Raw genomic sequence first — 14770 nt, forward strand, 5'->3', positions numbered from 1 at the left:
CGGAAGCTTCGGCGTACGTACGAGCCGTCTCAGCGGCCCAGGGGCCAGGCCACCGCGTGGTGGTCCAGTTCCTCGTTCTCGCCCGCGTACCGCGCACACGCGTCGGTCAGGGCCTCCAGCAGCGTCAGCGGATCGGGGAGCGGATGCTCCGGGCCGCGCAGCCACCGTACGGACAGCTCGCCCGGGAGCCGGGCCGGCGGTACGAGGACATAGCTGCCGCGGCAGTGCCAGCGCAGCCCGGGATGCTCGTCCATGGTCTCGGGATGGCAGTCCAGTTCACAGGGCCACCACTCGTCCTCGTCCTCCGGAGTGCCTCGGGTGGCGGTGAAGAAGAGCATCCGGTCCTCGCCGGAGTCGGCCACCGGGCCCACCTCGATGGACTGCTCCAGCAGCCGTTCCAGCGCGCGGCTGCCGGCTTCCATCGGTACGTCCAGCACATCGTGGACCGTGCCGGTCGCGGTGATGAAGTTGGCCTCGGGCTGATTGCGCGCCCAGCGCTCGATCTGGGCCCGGTCGGTCGTGGACTGGGTCTGCCAGGCGAAGGAGAGTGGGTGTCTGGCGGGCGTCGGACAGCCGATCCGCTCGCAGGAACATCGGAAGCCGACCGGATGCGCGGCCGGTGAGATGGGCATACCGGCATCAGCTACGGCGAGGAGCAGCGCCTCCCGGCCCGCCGCGTCACCGACGTCAGGCGCGGAGTCGCCCGCGCCCTTCTTGGGACGCCTGCGCAGCCACTGGGGAATCCTGCTCTCCGTGCCGCGGTAGCGGCCGAAATCGTCGCCCATCTATCCCCTCACACCTCGTGCTCGCCACTGCGGACATTTCCATGGTCCCACCATCCTGCTCCTCGGGTGGACGTGCTTCCCCACCGGGGTATGTGTGCGAGGACCGTGGCACGACCGCGGCACGGGAGTCATTGCCTTGTATGTGCGGGTATGGGACACGTCCGGGACGGCGGATCGGTGAGGCGGAGCCGGTGGAAACCGGACCGCCCGCCCCGTATGCCTCCACGCGCCCCCGCCGCGCCCCCTGATCACTGAGGAGAACCGATACGCCTCACGGAGCGGAACCACCCGAACGGATCACAGCACATGGGCCCCGCGAAGCGGAATATGACTTCTGCACGCATACGTCGTGCACACCGCTGCTTCGCCCGTCGTTCCCGTCGTTCCCGTTCTCGTCGTTCTCGTACTCGTCGTTCTCGTCGCTCGTGAGGAGCCTCCGTTGCCTCGTGATGCCTCACCTCGCCGCTATCTCATGTGCCCGCCGCACCACTTCAGGGTGACGTACTCGATCAATCCCTGGATGGATCCGGCCAAGCCCGTCGATCTGCCGCTGGCCCTCGCCCAGTGGGAGGACCTCCGGGACCGTTATCTCGCGCTCGGCCACACCGTCGCGCTGCTGGATCCGCTGCCCGAGCTGCCCGACATGGTCTTCGCCGCCAACGGCGCCACGGTCATCGACGGCCGGGTGCTCGGCGCGCGCTTCGCCCATCAGGAACGTCACCGTGAGGCCGAGGCACATCTGGAGTGGTTCCGGAGCCACGGTTTCATCGACATCCACGAGCCCGAGCACATCAACGAAGGCGAGGGCGACTTCGCCGTCACGGCCTCCTGGCTGCTGGCCGGGCGCGGCTTCCGGTCCAGTCCGCTCTCCCACGACGAGGCACAGGAGTTCTTCGGCCGTCCGGTGATCGGGCTGGATCTGGTCGATCCGCGCTACTACCACCTGGACACGGCGCTCTGCGTACTGGACGACAGGACCGACGAGATCATGTACTACCCGGGCGCCTTCTCGCCCGGCAGCAGGGCCGTGCTCGCCCGGCTCTTCCCGGACGCGCTCATCGCGGACGGTACGGACGCGGGAGCGTTCGGCCTGAACGCAGTGAGCGACGGCCGTAATGTGCTGCTGCCGCAGGCGGCGGCCGGGCTCTTCGAGCCACTGCGGGAGCGCGGATTCGAGCCGATCGGCCTGGACCTCGGGGAGCTGCTCAAGGGCGGCGGCAGTGTGAAGTGCTGCACGCAGGAGCTACGCCTCTGAGTCGCCGGTGGGGTCGGCGTCGTGAGGCGGCCAGGTGTCGCCCCAGTCCGTGTCCCGTGCGGCCCGGTAGAGCGGGCCGTGCCGCTTGGTGACCGTCTCGCGTCGCAGTCCGTCGTCCTCGGTGCACAGGTCGAGCAGAACCTGTCCCTTACGGATCTGCGGCTTCCGGACGACACGGGCCCGGTCCGTACGGTCAGCACGGTCGGTACGACCCGGGAGCGGCGCCTCGAAGCGCACCGCCGCGACATAGCTGAACTTCTCGTCCTCGTACGGCAGCGAGCCGCCCTTCACCTGCCGATGCAGCGAGGACCGGCTGACACGCGCCGCGAAGTGGCACCAATCCGTACCTCGTTCGATCGGGCACGCGCCGCTGTGCGGACAGGGCGCGGCGATCCGCAGCCCGGCCTCGATCAGCCGGTCGCGGGCCTCGATGATCCGCAGATAACCGTCGGGCGTCCCGGGCTCCACGATCACCACGGCCTGGGCGGCCCGTGCGGCCTCCGCCACGAGCGCGGCCCGGTCCCGCTCGGTGAGTTCCTTCAGTACGTACGAGACCGTCACCAGATCGCTCTCCGGCAGCTTCAGCGCCGTACCGATCCTCGTCCGACGCCAGTCGGCGCCGCGTACCGCGCGGGCGCCGGAGGCGGCGGCCAGTTCACGGCCGAGCGCGAGGGCGGGCTCGGCCCAGTCCAGGACGGTGGTGGCACGGACGGCGGTGGTACCGCCGCCATCCGGCCCGGGGCCGTCCGCCCCGTCCGTCCCTGGGCCACCCGGCCCGGAGCCGTCCGTCCCAGGACCGTCCGCCCAGACCGCCTCCGCCGCCCAGACCGCCGCGCCCGTACCGCCGCCCACATCGACATGGCTGCCCGGCATCCAGTCGGGCACGGTGTCCGCGAGCGCCTCCAGCGCCGCCCGTACGGCCTCGAACGTCGCCGGCATCCTGTACGCGGCGTACGCGGCCACATCGGACCGGTCGCGCAGCACCGGCGCGTCCGTCGGCGTCGCGCCGCGGTAGTTGACGATCAGCCGCTCGACGGCCTGAGCGGCCTGTCTGGGCGGCAGTCCGTCGAGCAGCCCGGCGAGTGCGGCGCGCAGGGCCTCGGCGGTGGGAAGGGTCGCGTTCACCGCCGAATTCTAGGCGCGCGACCGGATCGGGGCGACCGCTGACCGTATCGGGCAGGGCCACTGCCCGTACTGGCGGCGAACGGCGCCCGTATCGATGGCGACCACGACCGCAATGGTGAAGCGAACTGCGAGCCGCCCGGAGTGTGTTGCTACGCTGACGCCCGTTGTCCGGCAGCCGCTCGCACGGGGGGACCATGAGACAGAGGGTCGTACGTCTGACCCTGGTGTCCGGAGTGATCGTGCTGGCGCTGCTGCTCGCGCTCGCCACCTGCGGCGGCAAGCAGAGCTCCAAGGACGACGCACGGCCCGCGAAGCCGCCGAAGAGCACGTCCTTCGCCGCGCACCAGCTCACCGTTCCCGCGACGTACGACACCGCGCGCGGCTGGGAGATCGACGACGCCTCGCCCGACTACGCGGTCGCCGAGGCCACGAGCCGTATCGCCTATCTGGAACGGGTCGGCGACACGCGGTTCCGGATCCGTACGCTCGATCCCGCGACCGGCAGGCACGGCTGGGACGGTGCGCCCTGGCGTCCGCTCTTCGCGCCGGACCGCTTCCCGCGGCTGCTCTCCGTCGCCAAGGACGATGTGGAGTACTTCGTCACCTGGTCGTACGGAAAGCTCGAACCGGAGGCGCTGCGTCCGTCGGACTCCATCGTCTCCCTCGATGTGTACAACGCGGCCGACGGCTCCCGCAGACGCGTCGAGGTCCCGTGGCCGGACGAGCCGACCGTGAGCGCCGCAGGACCGGGCATTCTGATCAGCGACGGCAAGGCGGTCAGCGCGGTCGTCGATCCGGCGAACGGCGACGTGGTCCAGGTCCCGCCGGGATCGCTCGGCTATCCGAAGGGCTGCCCGAACTGCCGCAAGCTGACCGAGGTACGGGCCGTCACCGACCAGGGCCTGCTGGTCAGCGGCGCCAAGGAGTTCTGGGTACGCGGCGGTTGGTTCAGCCGGAAGGTCGCGCCGAAGGACACCGATCCCACGTCCGGCGTGCCGGCCTCCGTGGCGCGCGACTACATCCTCGCCAAGTGGCGCAAGAAGAAGGGCGCCAAGGACGCCGGTACGCATGACGTCTGGGCGGTGCACGAGGCGGCGACCGGTAAGGCCGTGGCCCAGGTGCGGTGCCGCAGACCGGCCATCGCGCCGGTCGAGGATCCGCAGCTCATCGCCTCACCGGACGGCCGCTTCCTGATCGCCGGGCGGCTCGCCTTCGATCTGGACGCGAAGACCGCGTACTGCTTCGAGGAGCCGGACGGTACGCAGCCGCTGACCTTGACCACCGTGGGCGACGACGGCACGGCGTACGGCGCGTCGAGCGCCCGGAACACGACGGACGCGCTCGCGGGCGGCGGCACGCCCGTCGTCGTGGATCTCACCACCGCGACACCGGAGGATCTGGCTCCCAATGTGCGGCTGCCCAGCGGCGAGACGGCCGGAGCCGGTCTCTTCCGCTGGACGGACGGCAAGGACACACCGCATCTGATCGGGTATCCGCACCGCGAGGGCTGACGCGCTTGGCTCTCGCGTTTGTGCTCTCAGACGTCGGCGGCCGGACGCTCGACGGGCGGCTGGTGCTTCCAGGGCCGTACGAGACCCACGAAGCAGCCCAGCGCGCCGACCGCGCACACGAGTTGGACGAGGGCCATCGGCACCGCGGTCTCCTCGCCCGCGATCCCGACGAGCGGCGAGGCGACGGCACCGATCAGGAACGACGACGTACCGATCAGGGCCGAGGCGGAACCGGCCGCGTGCGGAGTGCGCATCAGCGCCGACGCGTTGGTGTTGGGCATCGCCAGACCCATCGCGGACATCAGCACGAACAGCCCTGCCGCGACCGGGAAGAGTCCCACCTTCCCGAACACACCGGACGTCATCAGCAGCAGCGCCACCGCGGCGAAGGTGATGACCACCAGTCCGAAGCCCAGCACGCGGTCCATGCTGACGCGCCCGACCAGCACCTTGCCGTTGATCTGGCCGACGGCGATCAGACCGATGGAGTTGACGCCGAAGAGCAGGCTGAAGGTCTGCGGCGAGGCACCGTAGATCTCCTGCACCACGAACGGCGAGGCCGCGACATACGCGAACAGCGCGGCGAAGGCGAGACCGCCCGCGAGCATGTAGCCGGTGAAGACACGGTCGGCGAGCAGCCCGCGCATCGTACGCAGCGCCGCGCCGACACCGCCGCTGTGCCGCCGCTCCGGTGGCAGCGTCTCGTGCAGCCACTTCCACACGACGAGCGTGAGGACGATGCCGACCACCGTGAGCACGACGAAGATGCCGCGCCAGTCCGTGAGACGCAGCACCTGCCCGCCGATCACGGGCGCGATGATCGGCGCGACTCCGGAGATCAGCATCAGGGTGGAGAAGAAGCGGGCCATCTCCTCGCCGTCGTACAGATCACGTACCACCGCGCGGGCGATCACGATGCCGGCCGCGCCCGCGAGGCCTTGCAGCAGCCGGAAGGCGATGAGGAGTTCGGTGGTCGGCGCCAGGGCGCAGATCGCGGTGGCGAGGACATAGACGACCATGCCGAGCAGCAGCGGCCTGCGCCGTCCCCATTTGTCGCTCATGGGTCCGACGACGATCTGGCCGAGGGCCATGCCCGCCAGACAGGCGGTGAGGGTGATCTGGACGGTCGCGGCGGGTGAGCCGAGCGAGCGGGTGACCTCCGGGAGGGCCGGGAGGTACATGTCCATGGACAGCGGCGGCAGCGCGGTGAGCCCGCCGAGGACCAGGGTGACGAGCAGCCCGGCGCGGCGGGCGGCGGGTACGGATGTGTGGGCGGGTGTGTGAACAATCACCTGTTCTTGTGACGGAACGGCCCGCTGTTCCGGAATCGGAGCCGAGCGACGCTGCTCGGGCGGTATGTGGCCTTTACGTCCTTCGGTGGTCTGACCGCCGTCCGGCATCGTCTCTCCATGTCGTTGAATCCTTACCTATGCTCTCAGCTCAAGCGGAGCGGTCGAGACCTTTTTTGGGGCAGGTATGGCAACGGGACAGACGTCACAGGCGGCACAGACATCACAGGCTTCGCAGGCGGCACAGACATCACCGAGGGACACCGTGCGCTGGGGTGTGCTGGCGACGGGCGGGATCGCCGCGCGGTTCACCGCGGAGGTACAGGAGCTGCCGGACGCCGAGGTCGTCGCGGTGGCCTCGCGCAGTGACGCGTCGGCGAAGGAGTTCGCGGCCCGGTTCGGCATCCCGCGCGCGTACGGCGAGTGGGCCGCGCTCGTCGCCGATCCGGAGGTGGACGTCGTCTACGTGGCGACTCCGCACTCCGCGCACCGGGCTGCGGCCGGACTCGCCCTCGCGGCCGGAAAGCCGGTGCTGTGCGAGAAGCCGTTCACGCTCAACGTCCGGGAGGCCGCCGAACTGGTCTCCCTGGCCCGGGAGCGTGGCGTCTTCCTCATGGAGGCGATGTGGACGTACTGCAACCCGGTGATCCGGCGTCTGGTCGAGCTGGTACGGGACGGCGCGATCGGTGAGATCCAGACCGTCCAGGCCGACTTCGGCTTCCCGGGCCCGGCCGATCCCGGCCACCGGCTGCGCGATCCGGCCCTCGGCGGCGGCGCCCTGCTCGACCTGGGCGTCTATCCGGTCTCCTTCGCCCAGCTCCTGCTGGGCGAGCCCGACCGCGTACAGGCCGACGCGCTGCTCTCGTCCGAGGGCGTCGACCTCAACACCGGGATCCTCCTGGGCTGGGACTCGGGAGCGACGGCGCTGCTGTCCTGCTCACTGACCGGAGGCACGCCGGTGACGGCGACGGTGACCGGTACGACGGGACGCATCGAGCTGCCGTCCGGCTTCTTCCACGCGGAACACTTCGTCCTGCACAGGAACGGCGCCGAGCCCGGCACCGAGCCCGAGGAGTTCACGGCGGACGGCGGACTGTACGGCCTCCAGTACGAGGCGGCCGAGGTGATGCGCTGCCTGCGCGCGGGCGAAACGGAATCCCCGCTGGTACCGCTGGACGGCACGCTCGCGGTGATGCGGACACTTGACGCGGTACGCGACCGTATCGGCGTCCGCTTCCCGGCGGACGACTAGGACGTACGGCGTACGGGAGCCCGCGGCCGGATCGCACCGCAGCCGAAACCGGGACCGGGACCGCAGCCGGAGCCACCGACTACGCGTCGTACCATCCGCCGTCCGCGCGCAAGGTGGTGCCGGTGATGTAGCCGGACAGCGGGCTGGCCAGGAAGGCGACGAGGTCGGCGTAGTCGCGTCGGCGGCCGATGCGGCCGGTGTCGTTGGTGGCCAGCGCGTCGACGGCCTTGGGCTCGATCTCCGCCCAGGTCTCGCCCCAGCCGTTCTGCCGGCCCAGGTCGGTCAGATAGGCCTCCGTGGTGGGAGTGAGGATGCCGCCCGCCGCGACCGAGTTCGACGTGACACCGGTGTGCTTCAGTTCGCGTGCCAGGGAGGCGGCGAGGTTGTTACGGGCGGCGTTGGTCGCGGCGTAGTGCGGCTGGCTTGCCATGGGCCGGTCGCCGAGGACACTGCTGATCTGAATGACACGGCCCCAGCCGCGCTCCCGCATGTCCGGCACGAAACGCTGGATGGTCGGCACGCTGGAGACGACGTTGGTGTTGTAGATGCCGGACCAGTCGGCGGGCAAGATGCTGAACCAGGCCGCCGCCGGATCGTAGACACCGAGGTTGTTGACGAGAATGTCGACCGGCCCGCCGACGACGGAGGCCACCCTCACCGCGTCGGCCCCGGCGTCCGTAGCCAGATCGCCGATCGCGACGCTTGCCTCGCCACCGTCCTCCCGAATGGCCTTGACCACCGCCGCAGCCCGCGCCTCATCCCGCCCATGCACAACAACCGCCGCACCCTCGGCCGCCAGCACCTTGGCAATCTCCTCACCGAGCCCGGTACTCGATCCGGTCACCAGCGCGCGCTTGCCGTTCAGTTGCAGATCCATGGAACTACCTCTTCCGTTCTCGGCGGGCTCCACAGTCGCACCGAGAAATTGGACCAGCAAGTCCAGACTAGCAATACCATGAACCGGACATAACACCCAGCACCCAGGAGAGAACCGGACGCGCACGCAGCGCATCGCGGAGATCAGTCGGTCATGAGCTTGTGCAGGAAGTCGGCGCCGGCTGCGGTGTCGTGGTTGAGGATCACGGAGTGGTGAGGGAGCGCGGCGAGACGGTCGGCCACGGTGGCACGGGCGTCGGTGTGGCCTCCGCCGTCGACGCCGTGGGCCAGGCCGAAGATATCGGGGTAGCGGTCCTCGGTCTTTCCGCTCATGAAGTCGTGCTCGTCGAGCGTGCGGCCTCCGTCGGCGAGGCCCGGTACGGCATCGGGCCGGACCTGAGGAAACAGCAGGACGGCGACCCTTCCGCCGGCCGCCAGCTCGACGTCGAACCAGGCCGGGAACTGGTCGGGAAAGACCTGCACCTTCATTTCGCGCTTCCTCTTCCCGTCCTCCTCCCACAGCGGTTCCCTCCCGCCGGCGAGGAGCGCGTCGGTGACCTGCTGGTTCTGGGTGGGATGCAGGTGTTCTCCGGACCTGAGGCGCTCACGCACCAGGTCGAACCAGCCCAGAGCATCGAGCAGGCCCAGGCCGAGCGCGGCGGCGGAGGGCCAGGGCAGCACGTCGATCCCGTCGCCGGACGGTCGTACGAAGACGCGGTCGTTGGCGAGCAGCGACCATCCGCGCGAGGCGAGCAGGAGTGCCGTGGTGGTCTTGCCCGCGCCCTTGGAGCCGAAGGTGAGAACGGTCGCCCGGTCGCTGGTGCGGACAACGGCGGAGGCGTGCAGTACGGCCCATCCGTCGCGCAGCAGTTGGCCGCGGATGCTCTCGCGCGCGAGCCGGGCCGCGGCGAGTGCCACGGGCTCTGCCCGGCATCCGGCGGTGGCCAGCCGACCGGTCGCCGGGCTGGAGCGGTAGGCCAGTTCCTCGTCGGGCGATACGGCAATCACGTCGTCGCCGTCGCGTGCGACGCGCGTGCGGGCCTTGGCGAAGACGACGTCCTCGTGGTCACGGCCGTCGTTCACCAGCCGCGCGAGGTCGGCGTAAGCGGTCGCATCGACGTCGGCGCGTACGGCCGGTCCCGCGCAGCTGCCCTGGGCGGGTACGTCTGTGGCGTTCCACCACGGGCCGAAGTAGCGGCCGGACCAGTCCGTGACAGCACGGGCGTTGCTCAGGACGGTCACGGTCGCGTCGGCGGCCTGGATGCGGGTGGCGGAGATGGTGTCCACGCGGTCCTTTCATCGGATAGGTCCAGAATCCAAGGGATCTCGAGATGGTGGTGTGGATGGCGGCAGCGCCGCGTAGGCGTCACGGAGTCGGAGGGCGGTGGCGGTCAACTGCCTCTGCTCGTCGGCGTCGAGGCCAGGAAGGGACGGTACGGGCTCACCGGACCGGAACCGGACCGGAATGCCCAGCCAGCTTTCGCCGTACGCGACGGACAGTTCCTCGACGCCGTCGGTGACGCCGAGAGCCTTGCGCAGGGTGGACAGCACCGCTCCGGCCGGACCGGCACGGGTACGGCCCACGCCGGCGCTGATCAGTCCGGGCCTCGTTCTGAGTTCGTCGCGGATGTGCTGGAGAGGAACGGTTACCGGCAGCCCGTTGACGGTGGTCGCCGAGGCGCAGACCGCTGCCGCCCATGCGGACATCGGCCTGGCGGGTGTTGGCGAAGGAGGCACGGAGTGCGATGACCACGGCGGCGCACGCTGAGAGGTCCGCGATGGCGCACGTCTGCGCGCGGACAGGAGATCCGGCGGCCTGGCGCATGTCGTCCAGATCAGCGGCCAAGGCTGCCGCCTGCCCGGCAGTACGCGACGCCAGCAGCAATCGCTCGGGCAGAGCGGAAGTCATCAAGGTGGTCGCCACAGCCTGTCCGACCGCTCCGGCTCCGACGATGCCGACCGGCCCGGCGCAACCCGCCCGACTCATGGCGCCACCGCCGCGACGGCAGCCGCCGCCTCGCTCAATACGCGGTCCAACAGGCGGTCCAAGGCGCAGTCCAAGGCGGCCGTTCCGTCCGTGACACCCGTGGCACCGACCAGCAGGGCACTGATCCGGTCAGCCATCCCGCAGAGCGTCACCGCCTGCCGGACGAGCGCCTCGCCCTGGCCGGGCAGCGGCAGCGCGGCGGGCGCGGACAGATAGGTCGTCAGGATATTGACCGTGTCCATCAGCCACAGGATCAGGAACGCGTACAGCCACTCCGAGCGCTCCGGTCGGGGCAACGGACTCAGCCGCTGATCGATGAATGCCGCGATCCCGTCCAGTACGCGGAGCGAGGCGCTCGGGGACGGCCGAGAAGCTGCCAGAAGCAGCACCGTACGACTGATCAGCTTCGCCGCGTCCGCCTCGGGGCCGGAAGCCCGCAGGAGACCGGGGTCGATGAACACCGGCTCGCTGTCCGGCCCGTCGGGGAAGAACCCGTCGGGGAAGAACACATGCTCCGGCTTGAGATCCCCGTAGACCAGGACCGTCGGCTTCGATGTGCCGGCCGCGGCCCGTAATCGCCGTAACCGTGCCACCACGTGCCGCATGAGCTGAACGATCTCCGGCCGCTCGTGCTCCGCGCATCGCTCGATGCCCAGGAGGTCGAGGTAGAGGGCACCGCTCAGGCCGTTGAACTTCCGCTGGAACGTGTGCGCGATGCCGCGCTCACCGATCGCTCCGACCGGATCGAACGCACGGGAGATACGCGGACTGTGCAGCCGGTGAAGTCCGCCGTAGGCCGCCTCCAGCAGGTCGCCCGCCTCCTGTGGCCGCGCGATCAGAAGGGCCGCCAGGGTCGGCCCGGTCACCGGTTCGGTGAACAGCACCCCGCGACGCAGCCCGGCGACCGCACACACCTTGGGCTGCCCGAAGGCGGCCAAGAGCCTGAGCTGCGCCGCCTCCCTGGTCAGCAGTGCCTCGGGGCAAGCGGTGTACGTCCGCTGAGCCCACCGGACCAGCGCCCAGTCACCGCCGACGCCCCGGAGCAGCGACACCAACGAGACTCCGAGATACGAGTACTTGGCGTACAACTCCCGTCCGTCGAGCCGCAGCAGACGCACATAGCCGGTCACGCTGGGAACGAGAGCACCCAGGATCAGTCCGGCACCGGGCCACAGCTCGGCACCGGCCTTCCGGATCTCCCGCTCCGCGAAGGCGAAAACTTGCTCCGGCTCGGGCAGGCCGCCCGGCTGTGTCGCCGATGTATTCGTTGTGAGCGTCACGAATGCCTCCATCCGGAGATCGAGCGGGCACTCTCCGTCAGGTCTGTAAAGGTCAGGTCCGTAAAGAGCGTGACCCCAGGCCGCCGGTCGTCTCCATCCCCACATCGCCATCGGCTTCTCCTCGGGGAACGGCTGCGGATCGCCCTTCCACATCGCGCTTCCCTCGGCTCCTCACCGATCGCCGTAACTCATGTACGTGATGGGCATGTTGAAGGCGCGAGGGGGTTACCGTCGGCATCAGTGATGTGCGATCCGGCCTGAGGGGGCGCGATGAGGAAGACGCTTTTCCGGCTTCTCGTCGACGAGAAGGAATGGAAGGACCCGGGGGCGTTCATCCACCAGTTCAGTAAGGCCGCGGAGAAATTGGCCGAGGCCGAGAACGCCCCGGCCTTACGGACCTGCACTCCCGCGGCCAGCACCTTCGAGGCCTGGTACTACGGGCAGCGCACTCCCAACCGGGACGCCCGCCGTGTGCTGGTCAGCATGTTCGGACACAGCATCGAACGCCTCTGGGGCGCCGCCGACGGCCCGCTCCCCAGCACATCGCCCGCGAACGACCGCGCCATACCGCACGCGGTCCTGCATGAGATGAGAAAGGGTGCCGAGATGGCAGCACGCCGCGCACGAGAATTCGCTCTGGGAGCCGAACAGGGACAGCTCGGTGACGAGACTCTGGGCTTCCTTCAGGACGAGGTGAAAAGGATTGCCGGGATCTATCAACGCGTACCTCTGTCCAGCGTCTTCGGGGATCTCGTCCGTGCCCAGGAAGACGTGTTCCGGCTGATCGAGGGCGGCAGGCACCGGCCCACTCAGTTGCGGCAGCTCCAGATCATGGCCACTCTGCTCTCCTGGTTCATGGCGAAAGCCGGCCACGACATGGACGATCCGCATACGGCGATGATGCAGGCACGCACCGCGGGAGTCTGCGCCCAGCAGGCCGAGCACCCCGGCCTCATGGCGCTCGTCGACGGCCTCAAGTCGCTGATCACCTACTGGACGGGCCAGGCGGACGACGCCCTCTTCTACGCGCGCAAGGGCGCCGCCGAACACCCCGAGCTGCGAGGCTCCGTATCGGTGTGGCTGCCCAGCCTGGAAGCCCGCGCCGCGGCCCTGCTCGGCAATGCCGAGACCGTACGGAGCGCCAACCTACGAGCCGCGGAATCGCGCGAACACGTCGTCCCCGACGATCTCGACCAGTTGGGCGGACTCCTCACCTTCCCCGAGCCCAAGCAGCTCTACTACACAGCCGAATCCCATGTACTGCTCGGCCAGGGCGATGCCGAGACCGCCGAACAAGCTCAAAGGGCGGCAGCGGCCTTCTCCGACCGCTCGACCGAACACTGGGCCTTCGGCGACGAGGCCGGCGCCTTGTGCAACCTGTCCCTTGTACGGCTGTACGGCGGCGACCTGGACGGCACGGCCGACGCCCTCCGGCCCGTACTGGACCTGCCCACCGACCAGCGCAACCGAGGCATTGTCGTCTCCGCACAACGTGTCCGGACCGCGCTCGCACAAGGCCCTGTCCGTACGGCGGCGGTCGCCCGGGAACTGCGCGAGGAGATCGGCCAGTTCTCCCCCACCAGGCTCGCTCTCCCGCACTGACCTGCGTGAGTAGAGTCCAGACCATGCATCCGATCAGCCGCCACAGCGAACGCCTCGAAGTCCGGGAGCTTCAGACCGCCGACGCCGACGACGTGTTCGCGGTCTACGGCGACGAACGGGCCACCGAACACCTCTCCTTCGACCCGCGCACCCGCGACGAGGTGGCCCAGATCATCGCCCGCTCCATGGCATCCGCCACCACGGACCCTCGCCAGGAGTTCGCACTCGCCGTCACCGAACGCGAGACCGGCCGGCTGATCGGACTCAGCCGCCTCGCCCTCGATCCACACCAGCCCAGTGGCGCCACCCTGGGCTTCGCCCTCCGCCCGGACGCCTGGGGCACCGGCTACGGCACCGAAACCGTACGGCTCCTCCTCGCCGTCGGCTTCACCGACCTGGGCCTCCACCGCATCTGGGGCGCCCGCTCCCCCGTCAACGAAGCATCCGCACGAACCATGCGAGCAGCCGGCATGGTCGAAGAAGGACGCATCCGCGAACACATCAAAAAGCGCGGCCAATGGCGGGACTCCGTCGTCCACGCCATCCTCGACCGCGAATGGACCGCGCGCGGTTGAGGCAGCGAGTCTGCTCAGTATCATCGCCGGGGCGTGCGAGCAGTTGGTCGTCACCGGCAGCCGAAGCCGGCGGGCCGGTGGGACTGCTCGTGGAGATTCCTGGAGGCCGGCCGGGCGCCTGGTGGGCCCTGGACGCCTGCCTGGACACGGCTCCGTACGGCGACGAGACCGCCTGGTCCTCCGGGCACTCGGGATCGAGCCGGGCCGCGGTCGGCTCCGTCTCCCGCGCGGCTCACCTCGTACGGCTCCTCGATGCCGCCGAACTGCCGGAAGCAGAAGGCGGCTCGGAGTTTCCGCTGCCGCCGAAGCTGTCGGTCACCGCCTTCCATGGCGGTCAGGGCTTCTCGGTGACTCCCGACCGGTGCGAGCTGAACGTCGATGTCCGCACCACACCCGCGTTCGACGCCCACGACGCCGAGATGCTGGTACGCAAGGCCGTCGCCGAGCTCGACGCGGAACTGCCCGCGCCGAAACCCACGGCGATCAATCCGGTCGCCACCTGGCCACCCTTCCGTCTGACCGAGAACGAGCAGCCCGCCGCCGCACTCCTGGGCGCCGCCGCCGAGGCGGGACTCACGGTGCGGGCGAAGACGGCCGGGCCGTCGAACATCGGCAACCTTCTTGCCGGGGAAGGCATCCCGGCCACCGCCGGCTTCGGCCTGCCGTACGAAGGGCTGCACGGCATCGACGAACGCGCCCACCTCGCCGAACTCCCCACGGTGTACGCCGTCTACCGGCGCGCCGTCCTCGGCCTTCTCCGGGCGCGCTGACGTCCCAGGCCCGTCCCAGGTTTCTCCCAGATCCGCTCCCGGCAAGTCCCCAACTCCGTCTCTGGGAACGGATCTTGGATCGCGGTGACATAGAGGCAGCACCACCGACTGAGCACCACCAGCTGAGCACCACCTCTGCATCCACCGATGACAAGGGAGGCCGTCATGACCGAGCAGATCACCGTCACCACCGAGCCCGCCGAACACAAGCCCGCCACGGCGCCGAGCACCAGCGGCTTCGCACCGCAGATCAGCGTCCACCAGGTGGCGGCTCTCACCCTGGGCCGCCAGTCGTTCAACGACTCGGACAAGTGACCGGCGGTATCGCCGCCGGGGACGGATTGATGATCGTCACCGCGGGCCGTGATGTGATCCGCGCTCAGTAACTACTGCATACGTAGTAGTGGGCTGTCGGCAGCTGTACGAAGACAGGAAATGGCAGGCCGGACAGGGTGGAAGGGTT

Annotated in this window: 14 protein-coding genes; 7 read left to right on the forward strand and 7 right to left on the reverse strand. The window is 69.6% G+C overall.

Features of this window, described 5'->3' with window-relative positions; genetic code table 11:
* Positions 1 to 29: 29 nt before the first annotated feature.
* The gene (locus tag ACFV6H_RS11015; protein ID WP_385540570.1) at positions 30 to 785 is read right to left on the reverse strand and encodes a bifunctional DNA primase/polymerase; all 756 of its coding nucleotides are present in this window, start codon (positions 783 to 785) and stop codon (positions 30 to 32) included.
* A 439-nt stretch (positions 786 to 1224) separates the two neighbouring features.
* On the opposite strand from ACFV6H_RS11015, the gene ddaH reads away from it, so the two are divergent.
* Positions 1225 to 2040 carry a dimethylargininase gene (gene ddaH, locus ACFV6H_RS11020; protein WP_385541023.1) on the forward strand — a complete coding sequence of 272 codons (816 nt, stop codon included), beginning with the start codon at positions 1225 to 1227 and terminating at the stop codon, positions 2038 to 2040.
* On the opposite strand, the gene ACFV6H_RS11025 is transcribed toward ddaH, so the two are convergent.
* The gene (locus tag ACFV6H_RS11025; RefSeq protein ID WP_385540572.1) at positions 2029 to 3165 is read right to left on the reverse strand and encodes a small ribosomal subunit Rsm22 family protein; all 1137 of its coding nucleotides are present in this window, start codon (positions 3163 to 3165) and stop codon (positions 2029 to 2031) included. The two genes, ddaH and ACFV6H_RS11025, sit on opposite strands and share 12 nt — an antisense overlap.
* Positions 3166 to 3359: 194 nt before the next feature.
* On the opposite strand from ACFV6H_RS11025, the gene ACFV6H_RS11030 reads away from it, so the two are divergent.
* Complete coding sequence (locus ACFV6H_RS11030) at positions 3360 to 4676, forward strand: hypothetical protein (RefSeq protein WP_385540574.1); 1317 nt, start codon at positions 3360 to 3362, stop codon at positions 4674 to 4676.
* A gap of 26 nt (positions 4677 to 4702) precedes the next feature.
* Here ACFV6H_RS11030 and ACFV6H_RS11035 read toward each other — a convergent pair whose 3' ends face one another.
* Positions 4703 to 6076: a Bcr/CflA family multidrug efflux MFS transporter gene (locus tag ACFV6H_RS11035; protein WP_385540576.1), complete on the reverse strand. Its 1374-nt coding sequence runs from the start codon at positions 6074 to 6076 to the stop codon at positions 4703 to 4705.
* A gap of 154 nt (positions 6077 to 6230) precedes the next feature.
* Here ACFV6H_RS11035 and ACFV6H_RS11040 point away from each other — a divergent pair, with 154 nt between their 5' ends.
* Positions 6231 to 7217, forward strand: coding sequence for a Gfo/Idh/MocA family protein (locus ACFV6H_RS11040; protein ID WP_385540578.1), 987 nt, complete (start codon positions 6231 to 6233; stop codon positions 7215 to 7217).
* Positions 7218 to 7296: 79 nt separating this feature from the next.
* Here ACFV6H_RS11040 and ACFV6H_RS11045 read toward each other — a convergent pair whose 3' ends face one another.
* The 4 genes from ACFV6H_RS11045 to ACFV6H_RS11060 form a co-directional block, all read right to left on the reverse strand.
* Positions 7297 to 8094, reverse strand: coding sequence for an SDR family NAD(P)-dependent oxidoreductase (locus ACFV6H_RS11045; protein ID WP_385540580.1), 798 nt, complete (start codon positions 8092 to 8094; stop codon positions 7297 to 7299).
* A 143-nt stretch (positions 8095 to 8237) separates the two neighbouring features.
* Complete coding sequence (locus ACFV6H_RS11050; RefSeq protein ID WP_385540582.1) at positions 8238 to 9380, reverse strand: hypothetical protein; 1143 nt, start codon at positions 9378 to 9380, stop codon at positions 8238 to 8240.
* Between the two features lie 9 nt (positions 9381 to 9389).
* Positions 9390 to 9800 carry a hypothetical protein gene (locus tag ACFV6H_RS11055; protein WP_385540584.1) on the reverse strand — a complete coding sequence of 137 codons (411 nt, stop codon included), beginning with the start codon at positions 9798 to 9800 and terminating at the stop codon, positions 9390 to 9392.
* 276 nt (positions 9801 to 10076) lie between these two features.
* Positions 10077 to 11360 (reverse strand): phosphotransferase, encoded by a 1284-nt coding sequence (locus tag ACFV6H_RS11060; protein ID WP_385540586.1) that lies wholly within the window; start codon positions 11358 to 11360, stop codon positions 10077 to 10079.
* Positions 11361 to 11630: 270 nt separating this feature from the next.
* Between ACFV6H_RS11060 and ACFV6H_RS11065 the strand changes: the two genes are divergently transcribed.
* The 4 genes from ACFV6H_RS11065 to ACFV6H_RS11080 all read left to right on the forward strand — a co-directional run bounded on the left by ACFV6H_RS11065 (position 11631) and on the right by ACFV6H_RS11080 (position 14622).
* A complete protein-coding gene (locus ACFV6H_RS11065) occupies positions 11631 to 12962 on the forward strand; it encodes a hypothetical protein (RefSeq protein ID WP_385540588.1) in 1332 nt (443 codons plus the stop codon).
* Positions 12963 to 12985: 23 nt separating this feature from the next.
* Positions 12986 to 13537: a GNAT family N-acetyltransferase gene (locus ACFV6H_RS11070; protein WP_385540590.1), complete on the forward strand. Its 552-nt coding sequence runs from the start codon at positions 12986 to 12988 to the stop codon at positions 13535 to 13537.
* A gap of 89 nt (positions 13538 to 13626) precedes the next feature.
* Entirely contained in the window at positions 13627 to 14307 is a 681-nt protein-coding gene (locus ACFV6H_RS11075) for a peptidase dimerization domain-containing protein (protein ID WP_385540593.1), read from the forward strand.
* A 165-nt stretch (positions 14308 to 14472) separates the two neighbouring features.
* Positions 14473 to 14622 carry a hypothetical protein gene (locus ACFV6H_RS11080; protein WP_385540595.1) on the forward strand — a complete coding sequence of 50 codons (150 nt, stop codon included), beginning with the start codon at positions 14473 to 14475 and terminating at the stop codon, positions 14620 to 14622.
* Positions 14623 to 14770 lie beyond the last annotated feature (148 nt).

Origin of the sequence: Streptomyces sp. NPDC059743 (assembly GCF_042732975.1) — a bacterium.
In the GTDB taxonomy this organism is placed as follows: Bacteria; Actinomycetota; Actinomycetes; order Streptomycetales; family Streptomycetaceae; genus Streptomyces.

Excerpts from the sequence above, each read along its gene's own strand:
- ACFV6H_RS11015 (WP_385540570.1), bottom strand. The coding sequence starts at position 785 with ATGGGCGACGATTTCGGCCGCTACCGCGGCACGGAGAGCAGGATTCCC.
- ACFV6H_RS11030 (WP_385540574.1), top strand. The coding sequence starts at position 3,360 with ATGAGACAGAGGGTCGTACGTCTGACCCTGGTGTCCGGAGTGATCGTG.
- ACFV6H_RS11035 (WP_385540576.1), bottom strand. The coding sequence starts at position 6,076 with ATGCCGGACGGCGGTCAGACCACCGAAGGACGTAAAGGCCACATACCG.
- ACFV6H_RS11045 (WP_385540580.1), bottom strand. The coding sequence starts at position 8,094 with ATGGATCTGCAACTGAACGGCAAGCGCGCGCTGGTGACCGGATCGAGT.
- ACFV6H_RS11055 (WP_385540584.1), bottom strand. The coding sequence starts at position 9,800 with ATGTCCGCATGGGCGGCAGCGGTCTGCGCCTCGGCGACCACCGTCAAC.
- ACFV6H_RS11065 (WP_385540588.1), top strand. The coding sequence starts at position 11,631 with ATGAGGAAGACGCTTTTCCGGCTTCTCGTCGACGAGAAGGAATGGAAG.
- ACFV6H_RS11070 (WP_385540590.1), top strand. The coding sequence starts at position 12,986 with ATGCATCCGATCAGCCGCCACAGCGAACGCCTCGAAGTCCGGGAGCTT.
- ACFV6H_RS11080 (WP_385540595.1), top strand. The coding sequence starts at position 14,473 with ATGACCGAGCAGATCACCGTCACCACCGAGCCCGCCGAACACAAGCCC.